Raw genomic sequence first — 15068 nt, 5'->3', positions numbered from 1 at the left:
GCGCCTGTCTCGTCGTCGAGGAGACCGTTCAGCTTCCAGAACCCGTCCTTGCGGCGCTCCAGGGTGACTTCGCGGCGAGGCTGCTTCGGCTCGGGCTCTTTCGGTTCGTTGCCGTCCGGGTCGAGCCAGCCCATGATCCGCTGCTCGGCATCCGCCACCTGCCGCGGCCCCGCACCACGGGCCAGATCGGCCAGGATCCTCTCCGCACTCTCCCGATCCTCCACAGACGTATCCGATGGGATCTTCCCCAGGATCTCCAGGATCTGGGCGATGCGCTCAGCCCCGATCCCGCCTTCCGCGGCCAGAGCACCCGTGGCGGGCGCGACCGCCGGAATCTCCGTGCCGTCCACAGCACGGGTCGGATTCAGCGCGATCGCCTGATTTACTACCGGCCGCGCCTCACCCCACGACAGCCCCGCCACCTCGGCAAACCACGACACAGTCGAGCCGTACCCGAACAAGTCCTTCACGCCCCGGGACTCCACCTCCGCCAGATACCGCCCCAGCCCGGCCGAGGCGACCCGCACTATCTGCAGGAACTGCCGCACACCATGCGCAAGCTCCAGCCTGCCGGCGCGCCACAGCTCCTGCGGCAACTCGGGAAGAACAGTCTCGGACACCCCTCCATAATACACACAACAGTCGAACATGTGTTCGTAATTTTAAGTAACATCGAAACGGGAGCATCGACACCCAAAGAGTGATTTCACCAGAACGAAGCCACTACCCAGCGCGACACCAAAGACCATTGAGTAAGCGCTTATCGACAACACCGAAACTCAGGGAATCTCCCCGATGCGCCCGCCCGAACAGCAGCGAAGGTGCAACCAGGGAACAAAGATCCACACAAGAAGGAGGCCAGTACGCAGTGACCTCGCCGGCCAAACAGCTCGAATCCGCTTTCGCCACGACCCTGGAGGAAAAGCCGCCCAAGGCTACACGGAGAACCTGTCGCCCACCCGAGGATGGCACCCAGGTGCCAGAGTCGGAGCAACCGCCGATCAAGGAGCGCTTCTCGCCTACAACGACAGCGGAGCCGACGGCATCTACAATCTCGAGAGCGGCCTGAGCACATGGCTGAATCTGCAACCCGGCGGGCACGACCAGGATTTCACGCGGCGCCCGTATTCGGTCTGGCGTTGGCGGCCCGCAGCGAACGGCGACACCGCATGACTACTGGCAGCCTTCGCCGCCTTCGCCGCGGAAACAGCCGCCGATATGGTGAGCCCGCGCAACGCACAGGGACAGTTCACCATCCTCTACGACGGCACGGCGATCAACGCCACAGACCGAACGCGCCTCAGTACCCCACAGCGTGCAACTTGGCGTGAAGCGCAGCAAGCCGAGGAGACTGCTTCGCCGCCTTAGCAGTCACGGCCGCGTCGGCCATGGCACGCGCACCACGCAGGCACGCGGGGGATCCGTTGAAGCCGGTCTTCGCGGTCCCCAACGTGGTGACGATGCGATCGTCGTCCTGAGCGGAACCCGGCGGGACGAGCATGATGTCGTCGGCGCGCACCGTTTCCCCGGACTGGAGCCGAAGCAGGAGGTCGACGTGGAAGATCTGGACAAGATCGCTCTCGACCATCAGCGCCGGTCCCACCGAGACGGCGAAACGATCCTTGCGTTTGCCTTCGACCTCGAACATCTTGTCCTGCCCGAAAACCTGGCCGACGACCTTCCGATCGGTCGGGATCAGGATGTCGAACTCGGCGGTGGCGCTGAGCGGGCCGCCACCGCAGGCACGCAGCGCGTAGACGGCCCGCACCTCGACGTCGACCCGGGTGATCAACGCCGACTGGTCGTGAAGGTTCTCCACGGCGACGTCCACCGCAGCGGCGCTGATCGAGGCATCGGACGCCGGATCGTCCTCGCTTTCCGACACTTTCATCGGGATCTTGTCGAGGGAAGTCGCTTCGTACGAGACGATTCGCAGCTTCGAGGTGAGCGAGACGTCGAGCGCGGCGGAGTCCTGATCGCGGGCCGCTGTCGCGAGGAGAACGGAAATCACGCTCGCGGCGACACCGAGGACGCTGAAGATCGTCACGAACAGCGGCGAGACATACCATTTGGGCGGAGGCGCCGATCTTGCCCTGCGCCTGCTTTTCCGTGACATCACCCGGTGTCCCCTTCGTCAGCTGACCGCTCCGCACAGGAGTCGTCGCGACTTCTCAGGTGTTACAAGGCTTCCGTTGTCACGGCACGACGTCCGGATCGGCCCGGTCTTCGGCCAGTTGTTCGGGCAGAGCGAAGCCCCCATGATGATCTCCACCCTCTCCCCCGCCGAGCATGTCCATCCCGATGGATCGCTCGCCCTCGAAAGGTTCACCTCGGCGGGCAGGCCCACCCCGCTCACCCAGGTCGCGATCATACATCGTCGACCGTGCCAAGGACATGATCATCACCGGCGGCTTCAACGTCTATTCGGCCGAGGTCGAGCAGGCTCTCATGGCCCACGAGGCGGTGCGGGACTGCGCCGTGATCGGCCTGCCGCACGAGAAATGGGGCGAGCAGATCACCGCCGTCGTCCCAACTCCATTCGGGCAGGACAGCGCCTGCCGACGAACTCCGCGCCGCGGTCAAGGAGCGGCTGGGCAGCATCAAGACACCCAAGGAGATCCTGATCTGGCCGGATCTCCCCCGGTCCAAGATCGGCAAGGTGCTCAAGACCGAGATCCGGAAAGCCTTGCTGGACAACGGCTAGCGGCGCGCGAGTTCCTCCGCGGTCGGCAACGGCCACTCGTAGCGCTCCTTGGCGATGCGGAGGTGCACCCACGTTTCCGCGGTCACCACGTCGGACCGGCCGCTGATCTCCTCGAGCGTCCGGTCGAGGTCGCGGGCGGACTGCGCCGCGATGGTGGCGACGACGTCGAACCGGCCGATGGTCCTGGCGAGGAACTCGGTGTCGTCGCGCGCGGCGAGCGCCGCGGTCACGGCGTCCCCGGCGCCCCGCACGTTCAGGCCGATCCCGCAGACCAGGCCGGCGTCGGGGCGGGCGCGGCTGAGCACCGGCGCGATCCGGATGACGTCGTGCTCCACGAGATACCGCACGCGAGTGCGGGTGGCCGAGGGAGACAGCCCGACGTGTTCGGCGGTCCGCGCGAAACTCTCCCGCCCGTCGGCCTGCAGCCGCAGCATGATCGCGAGGTCGCGATCGTCCAGCCGCAACCAGGGCGGCAGCGGACGGCCGGGCATGAACAGGCCCTTGACGACGTCCACGTAGACGAGCGTGTTGACCTGTTCCACCTCCGGCAGGCCGCGGATGTCCGCGACCGTGCGGTAGAGCTCCGGGGAATCGGGCAGGCGCAGTTCGGCGACGGTCTGGTACTCCCCGCTCACCGCGGAAACGAACGCCGCGGCGGGCAGTGCCGCGATGGCGTCCGTCGTCGCCTGAGACCGGCCCGAGGTACGGATCGCGAGATGCGCGTACGCGGTGAGGCCGAGGAACTCGGGATGGACCGCGGCGACAACGTTGAGCGAACCGTCGGCCTTCAGCTGCTCCAGCCGGGCCGACACGGCCGAGCGTGACGCACCGGTCCGCTTGGCCAGATCGGCCACGCTAATCCGGCCGTCCGCGCGCAAAGCCGCGACCAACGCGTCATCCACGGCGGTTCTCCTCTGCTGAGTTTCCGACGGCGAGCGGAACCATATCACCGGCCGAATGGCGCTCTGTACAGCAGAGATAAAGCGTTATGCGCCCGATCTCTCACATATCGATCGTACGAACCGTAGCTCCACGAATGATCTGATTGCGCTCGGTGGTCTTCCTCGCTTACCTTCGCCCCACTTCACCGCCGAATCCCAGGAGTCCGCGCGATGCGCCAGTTGCCCCTCGATCGTTCAATCCTCGACGCGACCGCGACGATCCTGCATCCGGAAGAGCTGGTGACGGTCGACGACGCCACCGAAGGCGCCGCCGCGGTGCTCGTGTTCGGCGAGGAGATCGCCGCGGTCGGCTCGGTGGACGAGTGCCGTGCCCGCGCGGCCGCCCTAGGCCGTCCGGATCCGGAGGTGCGGCGGCTGCCGGGCACACTCCTGCCCGGCTTCGTCGATCCACACGCGCATCCCCTGATGTACGGGCAGATGATGACCTGGGTGGACTGCGGTCCCGAGCGGGCTTCGACCATCCCCGCCATCGTCGCGCTGCTGCGCGAAGCGGCCGAGAACACTCCGGACGGCAGGCCCGTCCGAGGTTACGGCTACGAGCACCGCAACCTCGCCGAGAAACGTCATCCTCGCTCCGGAGAGCTCGACGCGGTCGCCGAAGACCGCGAGGTCTACCTCATGAACGCCAGCGGGCACGGCGGCGTGGTCAACAGCTTCACGTTGCGGCGCAACGGCGTCACCCGCGACACCCCGGATCCCGACGGCGGGGTGTTCTTCCGGGACGAGTACGGCGAACTCACCGGGGAGCTCTCGGACGCGGCGTGCAACATCCTCACCGGGGTCACCGGCGTGAAGGTCGGCCGGCACGGGCCGAACTTCCACCTCGAAGACGAGCCGGAGGAGCACGCGCGGCAGCTGGCCGCCGCGCAGGAGAAGTTCCTCGCCGCCGGGGTGACCGCGATCGGCGATGCCCAGGTCACACGCCGCGAGTTCGACATGTACCTGCGGCTCGACGAAGCCGGGCTGCTCAAGACGCGCGTGCACATGTACCTGCTGTCGCACCTGCTCGACCAGACCGTGGAAATGGGACTGCACGGCGCTTTCGGCACCGCCCGCCTCGCGTTCGCGGGGATCAAGTTCTACGCCGACGGCACGCTCGGCGGGTGGACCGCGTACTTCCCGGACGGCTACGTCGGCGACCCGTGCCGCACCGGGCAGCTCTACCACGACCCCAAGAACTACTCCGCGCTCATCGACAAGGCGCACGAGGCCGGGCTCCAGACCGCGACCCACGCCCAGTCCCCCGACGCGATCGCCATGGTGCTCGACGCCATCGAAGACGCGCAGCGGCGCACTCCCCGGCCTGACGCCCGTCACCGCATCGAACACTGTGGACTGCCGTCCCCTGAACAGATCGAGCGGATGGCCGCGCTCGGCGTCCACCCGGTCAACCAGCCCCAGCACTACTTCAACTGGGGCGAAGGTGTCACCGACGCCGTCGGCACCCCCGGCGAGCGGTTCAACCCCCTCGGCGAGTTCCAGGCGGCGGGCGTGCCGGTCACGCTCAGCTCGGACGCCCCGGTCGCGGAGCCGAACCCGCTCGAAGCCATCCAGACCGCGGTGACCAGGACGACCCGGCGCGGCCACCGGCTCGGCGGTGACGACCTGCTGATCGACGTCCGGTCGGCCGTCGCCGCCCACACGATCGCCGGCGCGCGGGTGCTCGGCCGTGAGCGCGACCTGGGCTCGATCACCCCCGGCAAACGCGCCGATTTCGTGCTGCTCGGCGAGAATCCCCTCACCTGCGATCCCGCCGGGATCGCGGGCATCGAGGTGCTGGAAACCTGGATCGACGGCGAGGTGGCCCGATGACTCACGACACCCGATCGCTCCATCGAGCCCGCCGCGCTGGGCTCGCGGCCTTCGTCGGCACCACGATCGAGTGGTACGACTTCTACGTCTACGCCACGGCCGCGAGCCTGGTCTTCGGTACCGTGTTCTTCCCCGAAACCGGCGACAGGCTGACAGGGGTCGCGGCGGCCTTCGCCACGTACGCGGTCGGGTTCTTCGCCCGGCCTCTCGGCGGCATCGTGTTCGGGCACATCGGCGACCGCGTCGGCCGCAAGACCGCGCTCGTGGTGACCCTGACCATGATGGGGGCGGCGACCTTCCTGGTCGGCTGCCTGCCCGGCTACGCCCAGATCGGCACGTGGGCGCCGATCCTGCTCGTGGTGCTCAGGTTCGTCCAAGGGCTGGCCGTCGGCGGTGAGTGGGGCGGCGCCGTGCTCATGGCCGTCGAACACGCGCCACCGGGCAAGAAGACCTTCTACGGCGCCTTCGCGCAGGCGGGAAACCCGGCGGGCGCGTTGCTGGCCACCGGCCTGTTCAGCCTCCTGAGCACCGGTGGCACCGAATGGCTCAGCACGGTGGGCTGGCGGATCCCCTTCTTCGCGTCCGTGCTGCTCATCGGCGTCGGGCTCATCGTGCGCCTGAAGGTCGAAGAGTCACCGGTCTTCGAGGAGAGCGCCGAAGAGACCGGCGTCCCCCTCCTGTACGCGGTCCGGACGAACTGGAAGCCGATCCTGCTGGGCATATGCGTGCTGCCCGTCGCTGTCGGCGGCTACTACCTCGTCACCACTTTCGCGACGGCGTACGCGACCGATCCGGCCGTCGGTGTCTCCGAATCGCTCGTGCTCAACGCGCTCACCATCGCCGCCTTCGTGGAACTGGCTGTGAGCTTCGGCGCGGCCTGGCTCGGCGATCGCTTCGGCCGGGTGCGGGTGGTCGTCATCGGACTGGTCGGCGTCGCCTTGCTCGCGGCACCGCAGTTCCTGGTGCTTTCCACCAAGAACGCGGCGCTGATCATCGCGGCGTTCGTGGCGATGCGCCTGGCGATGACGGCGACCTACAGCCCGATCGCCGCCGTCCTGTCGCAGATGTTCCGCCCGCGGGCGCGGTACACCAGCATCTCGCTGTCCTACCAGCTGGCGGGCGCGCTCTTCGGCGGTCTCTCGCCGCTGGCGTCGACGCTGCTGTTCCAGGCGACCGGCAGCGTCTGGCCGGCGATCGGCCTACTGATCGGCATGTGCGTGCTCAGCATCGTCTGTGTGCTGGCCGCGCCGCAGCACACAGACGACATCTAGCGGATACGGAGGCGCCGCATGAGTTTCAGCCCGGAGAGCATCCCCTCGACGTACTTCTCGTAGGTCTGGCCGCCGCGGGGACCCATGACCTGCTTCTTGAGCACCGCCACGTTCTTGACGTCGGTGTACTTGAGCAGGCCCTGGTCCCCGTGGCGGGCACCGACGCCCGAGTTCTTGACGCCGCCGGACGGCGTCCCCTTGGCGGCGTACGCGGTGGCCAGGATGTCGTTGATGTTGACGTTGCCGGACTCGATCCGCGCAGCCACGGCCCGCGCGGCGTCGACGTCACCGCCCCAGACCGAGGCGTTGAGGCCGTACTCGGTGTCGTTGGCCAGCGCGACGGCCTCGTCGACCGTGGCGTACTTGTGCAGTGCGACAACGGGTCCGAAGGTTTCGGTGACCCCGCAGAGCATGTCCTTCGTGACGCCTTCGAGGATCGTCGGTTCGAAGAACGCCGGGCCGAGGTCGGGCCGGGGTTTCCCTCCACAAAGGACTGTGGCGCCCTCCGCGACGGCGTCCTCGACGTGCGACTTGACGCGGCTCATGTGGTCGACCGAGACCAGAGAGCCCATGTCCGGGCCGAAGTCGTAGGCGGCACGGACGTCGAGCGCCTTGGTCTTGGCCACATACGCGTTCTTGAACTCGTCGTAGCGGGATTCCGGCAGGTAGATCCGCTCGATGTGCATGCAGATCTGCCCGGTGTTGCCGAAGGCGCCGAAGATCGCGCCGTGCACGGCCTCGGCCAGATCGGCGTCTTCGAGCACGATCATCGGGTTCTTGCCGCCGAGTTCGAGGCAGCAGCCGATGAGGTTGCGGCCCGCCCGTTCGCCGATCACCCGGCCGGTCGCGGTGGAGCCGGTGAACATCACGTAGTTCGCCTGGTCGATGAGTGTGGGGCCGACGTCCGGACCCTCGCCGCACACGACCTGGAACAGTCCCTTCGGCAGCCCGGCCTGCTCCAGCAGTTCGACGCCGTAGAGCGGCGAGAGCGCCGTCTTGTTGTCGGGCTTCAGCACGACCGCGTTCCCGGCCATCAGCGCCGGGATGGCGTCGGAAATGCCGGTGGCGAACGGGAAGTTCCACGGCGCGATGATGCCGACGACGCCCTTGGGCTGCCGGATCTCGGTCGATGTCGTCAGGAACGGGACCGGTCCCCCGCGTTTGGTCGGTGCCAGCAGTTTCGCGGCCCGCGTGAGGTAATGGCTCATCACCATCGCCGGGTCGCAGGTCTCCTCGATGGCCATCCGGCGGTTCTTGCCGCTCTCGGCCTGGATGAGGTCGGTGACGATCGGCGCGTTGTCGACGAAGAGCGTGTGCGCCCGCTTGAACACCTCCAGCCGCCTCTTGAGCGGCGTGGCGGCCCACTTCGCTTGCGCGGCGCGTGCCGCGGTGAACGCCTGCTCGATGTCGGCGGGGGTCGACTGGGGCAGCTCGACGAGCACTCCGCCGGTGTAGACCTCGGTGAGCTTCCAGGTCGCGCCGGTTGAGCCCGGCACCCGGGCGACGAGGCGTCGCAGGAACGCGTCGGTCACCGACGCCGGACGGGTGAGCGCGAGCGGTGTGACGGTCATGGCTCTCTTTCCGTCAGTTGTCCGAGAGAACGAGCTGCGCGCCCATCTCGCCGATCATGATGGCGGGCGCGTTGGTGTTGCCGCCGGTGATCGACGGCATGATCGAGGCGTCGCACACCCGCAGTCCTTCGACGCCGCGGACCTTGAGGTCGGGACCGACGACAGCGAGTTCGTCGACACCCATCCGGCAAGTGCCGACACCGTGGTAGACCGAGGTCGCGCGGTTCAGGATCGCGTCGCGCAGGTCCTGGCCCTGGAGTGCCTTGCCCGGGTGGAGCTCTTCCTTGATCGAGCCGTTGAACGCCTTCGACGCGAAGATCTCGCGGACCATCTCCGAACCCTCGCCGAGCACCTCGAGATCGCCGGGGTCGGACAGGTACTGGAAGTCGATGAGCGGCGCCGCCGTGGGATCGGCCGAAGCGAGGCGCAGCGTGCCGCGGCTCCTCGGGTAGATCAACGTGGTCAGCACGGTGAGCGCGGGCCGCTTGTCGACGTCGTGCCGGATCGGCGCGTCCTGGTTGGGCGTCACGTACGCCCACGGCAGGAGGTGCAACTGGAGATCCGGGACGGCGGCGGCCTGGGAGGTCTTGAGGAACGCCACAGCCTCGAAGACCGAGTTCGCCAGGAAGGTCGTGCCCGGCCGCATCAGCTCCTTGACCAGGCCGCTCGCGAAGTACGGCGGCGTGCCCTTGTTCTTGCTCGACGACGCGCGGAAGGTCAGCGCGTGGAACATGTGGTCGTGCAGGTTGTCGCCGACCGGCAGGTCCGCGACAACGTCGATGCCGTGTTCCTTCAGGTGTTCGGCGTGGCCGATCCCGGACAGCATCAGCAGTTGCGCGGAACCGACGAAGCCCGCCGAGAGGATGACCTCCTTGCCCGCGCGCAGGGTGCGCCGGCTTCCGTCCGCGTCGACGACTTCGACGCCGACGGCGCGGCCGTTCTCGATGAGGACCTTCTTCGCCAGCACCCCGGACTGGACCTGCAGCGTGGCGGGCGCGAGATCGTGGATGTAGCCACGCGAGGCGCTGTAGCGCAGGCCGTCGGCGGCGTTCTGCTGCATCCGGCTGACGCCCTCTTGGGACTCGGCGTTGTAGTCGTCGAGGATTTCGCAGCCGATCGCGTCGGCGGTCGCCTGGACGAACTGCAGCGTGCCTTCCTGCGGGATCTTGTTGCGGGTGATCCGGATCGGGCCGCCCGCGCCGCGGAACTCGCTCTCGCCGTCCTCGAAGTCCTCCATCCGCTTGTACGCGGCGTTGACGCTGTCGGCGTCCCAGCCCTTGTTGCCCTCGGCGGCCCAGGAGTCGAAGTTGGCGCGGTTGCCGCGCACGTAGACCATGCCGTTGATGGAGCTGGAACCGCCGACCACCTTGCCGCGCGGCACCGGCATCCGGCGATCGAGAACATGTTTCTGCGGCACCGAGTAGTAGCCCCAGTCGAACGGTTTCTTGAGCTGGGGCACCGCGTGCATCGGGCCGACCAGCCCCGGCTTCCTGACGAGCATCTTCTCGTCGCTCTTACCCGCTTCGAGCACGATCACGCTGGCACCGGACTCCGCCAGCCTGCCCGCGATCGCCGCACCCGAGCTGCCCGACCCGACGACCACGTAGTCGGCCTCGTCGCCGCGCGCAGCCCTGTTCGCCATTTCCGCTCCTCGGTCCGCCCGCCGTGCAGAACTATAACCTGTTCTAGTTCTGCCACCGTATAGCGAGACGGCCCGGTTACGCAATGGCGCTTCTCGTCGCCCGCGCCCACCACTTAGTCACATAGTGAGAAACTTGACCCAATCCGATTATTCGAGCCGGGCGCCAGAAGATCACAGTCTGCGGAATCCGTAGCAGCGACAGTCCTGAACAGGAGTTTCCGAGGCCACGCACACGTACGGTAGTTTTGCCTGTTGCCAGCGTGATCACACGCCCGTAAAGTGATTAATCGCAAACGCTTCGACAGGGAGGGTCGACGTATGCGGGGGGTCGTATTACTGGCATTGGCGGGCACCGCCGTCGCTTTCGTCGTGCTGACGCTGGACGACTGGGCCTTGCTCATCGGCTTCGGCGCCTGCGCCGCCGTGGCGGTGGCGTGCCTCGTAGGGCAGTTCTCCGCTCGCCGCTGGTCCGGCGGCGGTGGTGGCGGGAGTGGTGGGGCGGCGCACAAGAACCTGCTGACGCTCGTCGCGGAGATCGTGGGCATCATCGGGTTCCTGATCACCCTCATGATGCTGATGAAATGACCCCGGACGCACCGAAAGTGTGCCCGTTCAGCGGTTCTTCTCAGCCCGTACCAGGCCGCCGCCGATGATCAAGCGCTGGATCTCGCTGGTCCCTTCGTACAGCCGCATGAGCCGGACGTCGCGATAGATGCGTTCGACCGCGACCTCGCGGAGGTAGCCGCTGCCGCCGTGGACCTGCACTGCGAGGTCCGCGGTCTTGCCTGCCATCTCGGTGCAGAACAGCTTCGCCGCCGACGGCGCTATCCGGCGGTCCTCCCCCGTCACGTACAGCCGCGCCGCCTCCCGTGCCAGCGCCCGGCCTGCCAGCACTCCGGTCTGCTGGTCGGCGAGCATCGCCTGCACCAGCTGGAAATCCCCGATCGGCGTCCCACCCTGGGTCGCGATGGCGGCGTAAGCAACCGACTCATCGAGCGCCCGCTGCGCGGCCCCGACAGCCAGGCCGGCCATGTGGATCCGGCCGCGGGCCAGCGAGGTCATCGCGGCCTTGTATCCGACGTCGCCGTCTCCGCCCACCAAAGCCTCCGGGCCGACACGGACTTGCGAGAAGGTGACATCCGCGGTGCGCGAACCCTCTTGCCCCATCTTCGCGTCCTTCGCGCCGACCTGGATCCCCGGCGAACCGGCGGGCACGAGGAACACCGCGATCCCCGTCCCGGACTCGGACGCGGGCCGGACACGGGCGAACACCACGAACAACCCGGCCTCGGTGGCGTTGGTGATGAACTGCTTGCCGCCGTCGATGATCCAGCCGTCGCCGTCCGGTTTCGCGGTGGTCCGCAGTCCGGCGGGGTCGGAGCCCGCACCGGGCTCGGTGAGCGCGAAGGACGCCACGACCTCGCCGGATGCGATGCCGGGCAGCCATCGGGCTCGTTGTTCCTCGGTGCCGAACCCGACCAGGACCTGCCCGGCGATGCCGTTGTTCGTGCCGAACATCGACCGCAGCGACAAGGACGTGTAGCCCAGCGCCATCGCCACCTCGACGTCCTGGACCAGGTCGAGACCGAGACCGCCCCATTCCTGCGGAATCGCGTACCCGAACAGTCCCATCTCCGCGGCCTGCGCCCGGAGATCGGCGGGGATGGCGTCCGTGTTCATGATCTCGAGCTCACGAGGCATCACCCGGGTGCGCACGAAGTCGTCAATCTGGCCGAGAACGTCCGCGAAGACGTCGTCGGGGACGTCGGGGTTGCCGGTGTACATGCCCCTCACTATCGATCACCCATCGGGATCGGTCCACCCACGATCAGGTCCACCACCGGCACCGGCGGGTGGACGTGGCCGTGAGGCCTACCGGAATGTCGATCATCGTCCTAACGTCGGAGAATCCCGGCTCTGAAAGGACGCATACCGATGCGCAGACGTAGTGCTTTCCTCGCTGTCGCCAGTGTTTTCGCCCTGTTCTTCACGATTCCGGCGACGGCCTCCGCCGCCGAGGGCGAGTTCACCTACCGCTACTACGACGAGCACGAAGAGATCCAGATCGGTACCCTGGTCGATCCGCCCAGCGGCGAATGCATCGAGATCCCCGAAATAGCCGACTGGGACGTCGACGCGTTCCGCCCGCGCAACGACACCGACTCGACGGCGGTGGTGTTCACGGACGACGACTGCGCGAGCGAGTCCTTCTTCTCGCTCCGCCCCAACGGTGGTCGCGGCTCGGACCGACTCCTGCTGCGCTCGGTACTCTTCAGCTAGCCCCGGCGAGGATGGTCAGCCCGTAGGCCGACAGGACCCTGTTGACCGGCAGGAAGTACGTGGTGCCGCCGGTGGAACAGTTCCCGCTGCCGCCGACCAGCACCCCCTGCGCCTGCGTTCCGCTGACGAACGGCCCGCCGTTGTCACCGGGCTCGGCGCAGACCGAGGTCCGGGTCAGCCCGGTCAGCGTTCCGCCGGGGAAGGTGATCGTCTGGTTCTTCGCCTGAATGACCCCGCAATGCCAGCCCGTGGTCGAGCCGTACCTGCACACCGACGCGCCGACCGCGGCCTCGGCCGAACCGGTGATCGTCACCCGGCTGTCCGTGGGAGGAATGGATCCCACCAGCCGCCAGTCGGTCGTGTTGGTCACCCGGACGACAATCGCCCCGGTCGGCGGAACCTGGGCCGCCGCGACCACCCCGACGACGCGTCCCGCGCTGCGGACGGTGTCGCCAGGCCGGCCGCAGGCGGAACTGGCGATCAGGTAGCCGACATTCCCCGCGACAGCGGCGAATCCGGCCGTGCATCGGGACGAAGCGCCATTCTGCAGGACGCTCCCGCCGCCGAGCGGGGCGGGAGCGTCCGCTTGGGCGAGGGACGGCAAGGCCAGGCAGAAGCTCAGGACCAGACCGAGCAGACAGCGGGATCGGGGCAGCCTCATGGGACCCTCCGAAGGCCGGGGATACGTCGATTCTAGCCGCCCCTCCCAGCCCTCAGCGCCAGCCGAGCTCCGGCGCCACATGCGTGAGGATGCTTTCCAGCACGTGAGCGTTGTACTCGACACCGAGCTGGTTCGGGATGGTCAGCAACACGGTGTCCGCGGCCTGGATCGCCTCGTCCGCCTTGAGTTCCCGCACCAGCTCGTCCGGCTCGGCGGCATACGACCGCCCGAAGATCGCCCTGGTCGTCTCGTCGATCATGCCGACCTGGTCCCGCGAGTCGCGATCGCGTCCGAAGTAGGCCCGGTCGAGGTCGTTGGTCAACGCGAAGATGCTGCGGCTGACCGATACCCGCGGCTCACGCGAGTGACCGGCCTCCTTCCAGGCTTCGCGGTAGGCCTCGATCTGCTTGCGCTGCTGGACATGCAGCGGCTCCCCCGTCTCGTCGTCCTTGAGCGTGGAACTCTGCAGGTTCATGCCCTGCTCCGCTGCCCACACGGCGGTCGCGTTCGAACTGGAACCCCACCAAATGCGGTCGCGGAGCCCCTCGGAGTACGGCTCGAGCCGGAGCAGTCCCGGCGGGTTGGCGAACATCGGACGCGGGTTCGGCTGCGCGAAGCCCTCCCCGTCGAGCAGCTTGAGGAAGACCTCGACGCGCTGCCGGGCCATGTCCGCGGCCGTCTGCCCCTCCGCGGGTCCGTAGCCGAAGTAACGCCAGCCGTCGATCACCTGCTCCGGGGATCCCCGGCTGACGCCGAGCTGGAGCCTGCCACCGGAGATGAGGTCAGCGGCGCCGGCGTCCTCGGCCATGTACATCGGGTTCTCGTAACGCATGTCGATCACGCCGGTGCCGATCTCGATCTTCGACGTCCGGGCCCCGATCGCCGACAGCAACGGGAACGGACTACCCGCCTGCCGCGCGAAGTGATGCACACGGAAGTACGCGCCGTCCACACCGAACTCCTCGGCCGCGACGGCCAGGTCGATCGACTGATGCAGGAAGTCGGCGGCGGACCGGGTCTCGGAGTGCGCACTCGCCGACCAGTGGCCGAACGAGAGGAAACCAATCTTCTTCACGCCCTTGTAAGCGCCCGATGACCGGGTTTGATTCCCCCGCCGATCGACGTCGCTCACCCTCTGACAGCCCTCGCGCAGCCTAGCTTCAGTCACCTTGTGTCACCAGTTGTAACGTTATGCTTTTTCGGCTCTCGACCTGCGGACTTGCACGCGGCGTTCGCCCAACTGGAGGCTCGGAAGATGCCTGACGGTAACCGAACATCATCTCAATGTGCGTCTCCGTGACGATACGCACCCCCCTGATTCAGGCCCCCCGGGCGACGTATACTCTCTTCCTATCAGCAAGTCCGAGTGGCGGAATGGCAGACGCGCTAGCTTGAGGTGCTAGTGTCCTTAACGGACGTGGGGGTTCAAGTCCCCCCTCGGACACATATTCATGGTAGATCTCCCACAGCACAGAGTAATCGGCCCGCTTCGGCGGGTCTTTCTTGCGTTCCCGGTACGACCTGGTCGTCTAGACTGATCATGGTCGCACTCTCCCCGCGTACGGCAGTCCGGGGAGGTGTGTCGTGACCAGTCCGATCTCGCCAGTGTCCTTGCCCGGCACGATCCCCTCCGCCGCGCGGACGCGGCCCTCGTTGTCGGCGCCGGTTCCGCTGGAGCTTCCTTCCCTGCGCACGCTGGGCACCGCCGGCGGGCCGCGGTTGTCGATCGCGGTGCTCGACGCCGGTGGCCGCCTGCAAGACCGGGGCGCGGTCGCGGCCCTGGGCTGGAGCACAGGCGACCGGCTGCTGATCACGCTCGTCCAGACGTCGGTGGTGATCCACCGGCGCGCCGACGGCGTGTTCGTCATGCCCCGCAAGCCCTACGTCTGCCTGCCCGCGACGGTCCGCAGGGCCTGCGGCGTCGCTACGGGAGCCCGCATGCTCCTGGTCGCCGACGCCGAGCACGACACCCTCGTCGTCCACCCCGAATCCGCCGTGCAGGCGCTGCTCCGCATCTTCCACGCCACGCTCGCCACCACCGAGGAGGCATGATGACCACCTCCCCGCACGGGCCGGACGAGCCGCCCAGGACGACCAGCTGGCCACGGAGATCGCCGAGGTCCACACCGAGCATCGTGGCGCGTACGGCCGCCCGCGGGTCACCG

General features: G+C 67.7%; 13 protein-coding genes, 1 tRNA gene and 1 pseudogene. 7 read left to right on the top strand and 8 right to left on the bottom strand.

Annotation, left to right across the window (positions count from 1 at the left end; translation table 11 throughout):
• The coding region (locus tag ACFOSH_RS44090) for a DUF222 domain-containing protein (RefSeq protein ID WP_378247810.1) at positions 1 to 620 on the bottom strand (620 nt) is incomplete at its 3' end.
• A 680-nt stretch (positions 621 to 1300) separates the two neighbouring features.
• A complete protein-coding gene (locus ACFOSH_RS44085) occupies positions 1301 to 2047 on the bottom strand; it encodes a hypothetical protein (protein ID WP_378247808.1) in 747 nt (248 codons plus the stop codon).
• Between the two features lie 163 nt (positions 2048 to 2210).
• Between ACFOSH_RS44085 and ACFOSH_RS44080 the strand changes: the two are divergent.
• Positions 2211 to 2704, top strand: a pseudogene (locus ACFOSH_RS44080) (AMP-binding enzyme); the annotation flags it as partial.
• Here the strand turns inward: ACFOSH_RS44080 and ACFOSH_RS44075 are convergent.
• On the bottom strand, positions 2701 to 3606 hold the full coding sequence (locus ACFOSH_RS44075; RefSeq protein WP_378247806.1) for an Lrp/AsnC family transcriptional regulator: 906 nt from the start codon (positions 3604 to 3606) through the stop codon (positions 2701 to 2703). The pseudogene ACFOSH_RS44080 and the gene ACFOSH_RS44075 overlap by 4 nt on opposite strands.
• Before the next feature lie 210 nt (positions 3607 to 3816).
• Between ACFOSH_RS44075 and ACFOSH_RS44070 the strand changes: the two genes are divergently transcribed.
• A complete protein-coding gene (locus ACFOSH_RS44070; RefSeq protein ID WP_378247804.1) occupies positions 3817 to 5478 on the top strand; it encodes an amidohydrolase in 1662 nt (553 codons plus the stop codon).
• Positions 5475 to 6749 (top strand): MFS transporter, encoded by a 1275-nt coding sequence (locus ACFOSH_RS44065; protein WP_378247802.1) that lies wholly within the window; start codon positions 5475 to 5477, stop codon positions 6747 to 6749. Before ACFOSH_RS44070 ends, ACFOSH_RS44065 begins: the two co-directional genes overlap by 4 nt.
• Here the strand turns inward: ACFOSH_RS44065 and ACFOSH_RS44060 are convergent.
• Positions 6746 to 8320, bottom strand: a complete 1575-nt coding sequence (locus ACFOSH_RS44060; RefSeq protein WP_378247800.1) for a succinic semialdehyde dehydrogenase — start codon at positions 8318 to 8320, stop codon at positions 6746 to 6748. The two genes, ACFOSH_RS44065 and ACFOSH_RS44060, sit on opposite strands and share 4 nt — an antisense overlap.
• 13 nt (positions 8321 to 8333) lie before the next feature.
• Positions 8334 to 9962 (bottom strand): GMC family oxidoreductase, encoded by a 1629-nt coding sequence (locus ACFOSH_RS44055; protein ID WP_378247798.1) that lies wholly within the window; start codon positions 9960 to 9962, stop codon positions 8334 to 8336.
• Between the two features lie 318 nt (positions 9963 to 10280).
• Here ACFOSH_RS44055 and ACFOSH_RS44050 point away from each other — a divergent pair, with 318 nt between their 5' ends.
• Entirely contained in the window at positions 10281 to 10547 is a 267-nt protein-coding gene (locus tag ACFOSH_RS44050) for a hypothetical protein (protein WP_378247796.1), read from the top strand.
• Between the two features lie 27 nt (positions 10548 to 10574).
• Here the strand turns inward: ACFOSH_RS44050 and ACFOSH_RS44045 are convergent, their stop codons facing one another.
• The gene (locus ACFOSH_RS44045) at positions 10575 to 11747 is read right to left on the bottom strand and encodes an acyl-CoA dehydrogenase family protein (protein WP_378247794.1); all 1173 of its coding nucleotides are present in this window, start codon (positions 11745 to 11747) and stop codon (positions 10575 to 10577) included.
• Positions 11748 to 11897: 150 nt separating this feature from the next.
• Between ACFOSH_RS44045 and ACFOSH_RS44040 the strand changes: the two genes are divergently transcribed.
• Positions 11898 to 12242: a hypothetical protein gene (locus tag ACFOSH_RS44040; RefSeq protein ID WP_378247792.1), complete on the top strand. Its 345-nt coding sequence runs from the start codon at positions 11898 to 11900 to the stop codon at positions 12240 to 12242.
• Here the strand turns inward: ACFOSH_RS44040 and ACFOSH_RS44035 are convergent.
• A complete protein-coding gene (locus ACFOSH_RS44035) occupies positions 12235 to 12903 on the bottom strand; it encodes a S1 family peptidase (RefSeq protein WP_378247790.1) in 669 nt (222 codons plus the stop codon). The two genes, ACFOSH_RS44040 and ACFOSH_RS44035, sit on opposite strands and share 8 nt — an antisense overlap.
• Positions 12904 to 12955: 52 nt before the next feature.
• Positions 12956 to 13978, bottom strand: coding sequence for an LLM class flavin-dependent oxidoreductase (locus tag ACFOSH_RS44030; RefSeq protein ID WP_378247788.1), 1023 nt, complete (start codon positions 13976 to 13978; stop codon positions 12956 to 12958).
• Between the two features lie 285 nt (positions 13979 to 14263).
• On the opposite strand from ACFOSH_RS44030, the gene ACFOSH_RS44025 reads away from it, so the two are divergent.
• Both ACFOSH_RS44025 and ACFOSH_RS44020 read left to right on the top strand, forming a co-directional pair.
• A tRNA-Leu gene (locus tag ACFOSH_RS44025) sits at positions 14264 to 14347 on the top strand.
• A gap of 140 nt (positions 14348 to 14487) precedes the next feature.
• Entirely contained in the window at positions 14488 to 14955 is a 468-nt protein-coding gene (locus tag ACFOSH_RS44020; protein ID WP_378247786.1) for a hypothetical protein, read from the top strand.
• Positions 14956 to 15068 lie beyond the last annotated feature (113 nt).

Source organism: Amycolatopsis speibonae, from assembly GCF_042647925.1.
In the GTDB taxonomy this organism is placed as follows: Bacteria; Actinomycetota; Actinomycetes; order Mycobacteriales; family Pseudonocardiaceae; genus Amycolatopsis; species Amycolatopsis speibonae.
The sequence above is the reverse complement of the archived record's forward strand: the minus strand, read 5'-3'. Positions and strand labels throughout refer to the sequence as shown.

What these genes read in the sequence shown, in the direction of transcription:
- ACFOSH_RS44070 (WP_378247804.1), top strand. Translation starts at nt 3,817, where the DNA reads ATGCGCCAGTTGCCCCTCGATCGTTCAATCCTCGACGCGACCGCGACG.
- ACFOSH_RS44060 (WP_378247800.1), bottom strand. Translation starts at nt 8,320, where the DNA reads ATGACCGTCACACCGCTCGCGCTCACCCGTCCGGCGTCGGTGACCGAC.
- ACFOSH_RS44040 (WP_378247792.1), top strand. Translation starts at nt 11,898, where the DNA reads ATGCGCAGACGTAGTGCTTTCCTCGCTGTCGCCAGTGTTTTCGCCCTG.
- ACFOSH_RS44055 (WP_378247798.1), bottom strand. Translation starts at nt 9,962, where the DNA reads ATGGCGAACAGGGCTGCGCGCGGCGACGAGGCCGACTACGTGGTCGTC.
- ACFOSH_RS44035 (WP_378247790.1), bottom strand. Translation starts at nt 12,903, where the DNA reads ATGAGGCTGCCCCGATCCCGCTGTCTGCTCGGTCTGGTCCTGAGCTTC.
- ACFOSH_RS44050 (WP_378247796.1), top strand. Translation starts at nt 10,281, where the DNA reads ATGCGGGGGGTCGTATTACTGGCATTGGCGGGCACCGCCGTCGCTTTC.
- ACFOSH_RS44065 (WP_378247802.1), top strand. Translation starts at nt 5,475, where the DNA reads ATGACTCACGACACCCGATCGCTCCATCGAGCCCGCCGCGCTGGGCTC.
- ACFOSH_RS44045 (WP_378247794.1), bottom strand. Translation starts at nt 11,747, where the DNA reads ATGTACACCGGCAACCCCGACGTCCCCGACGACGTCTTCGCGGACGTT.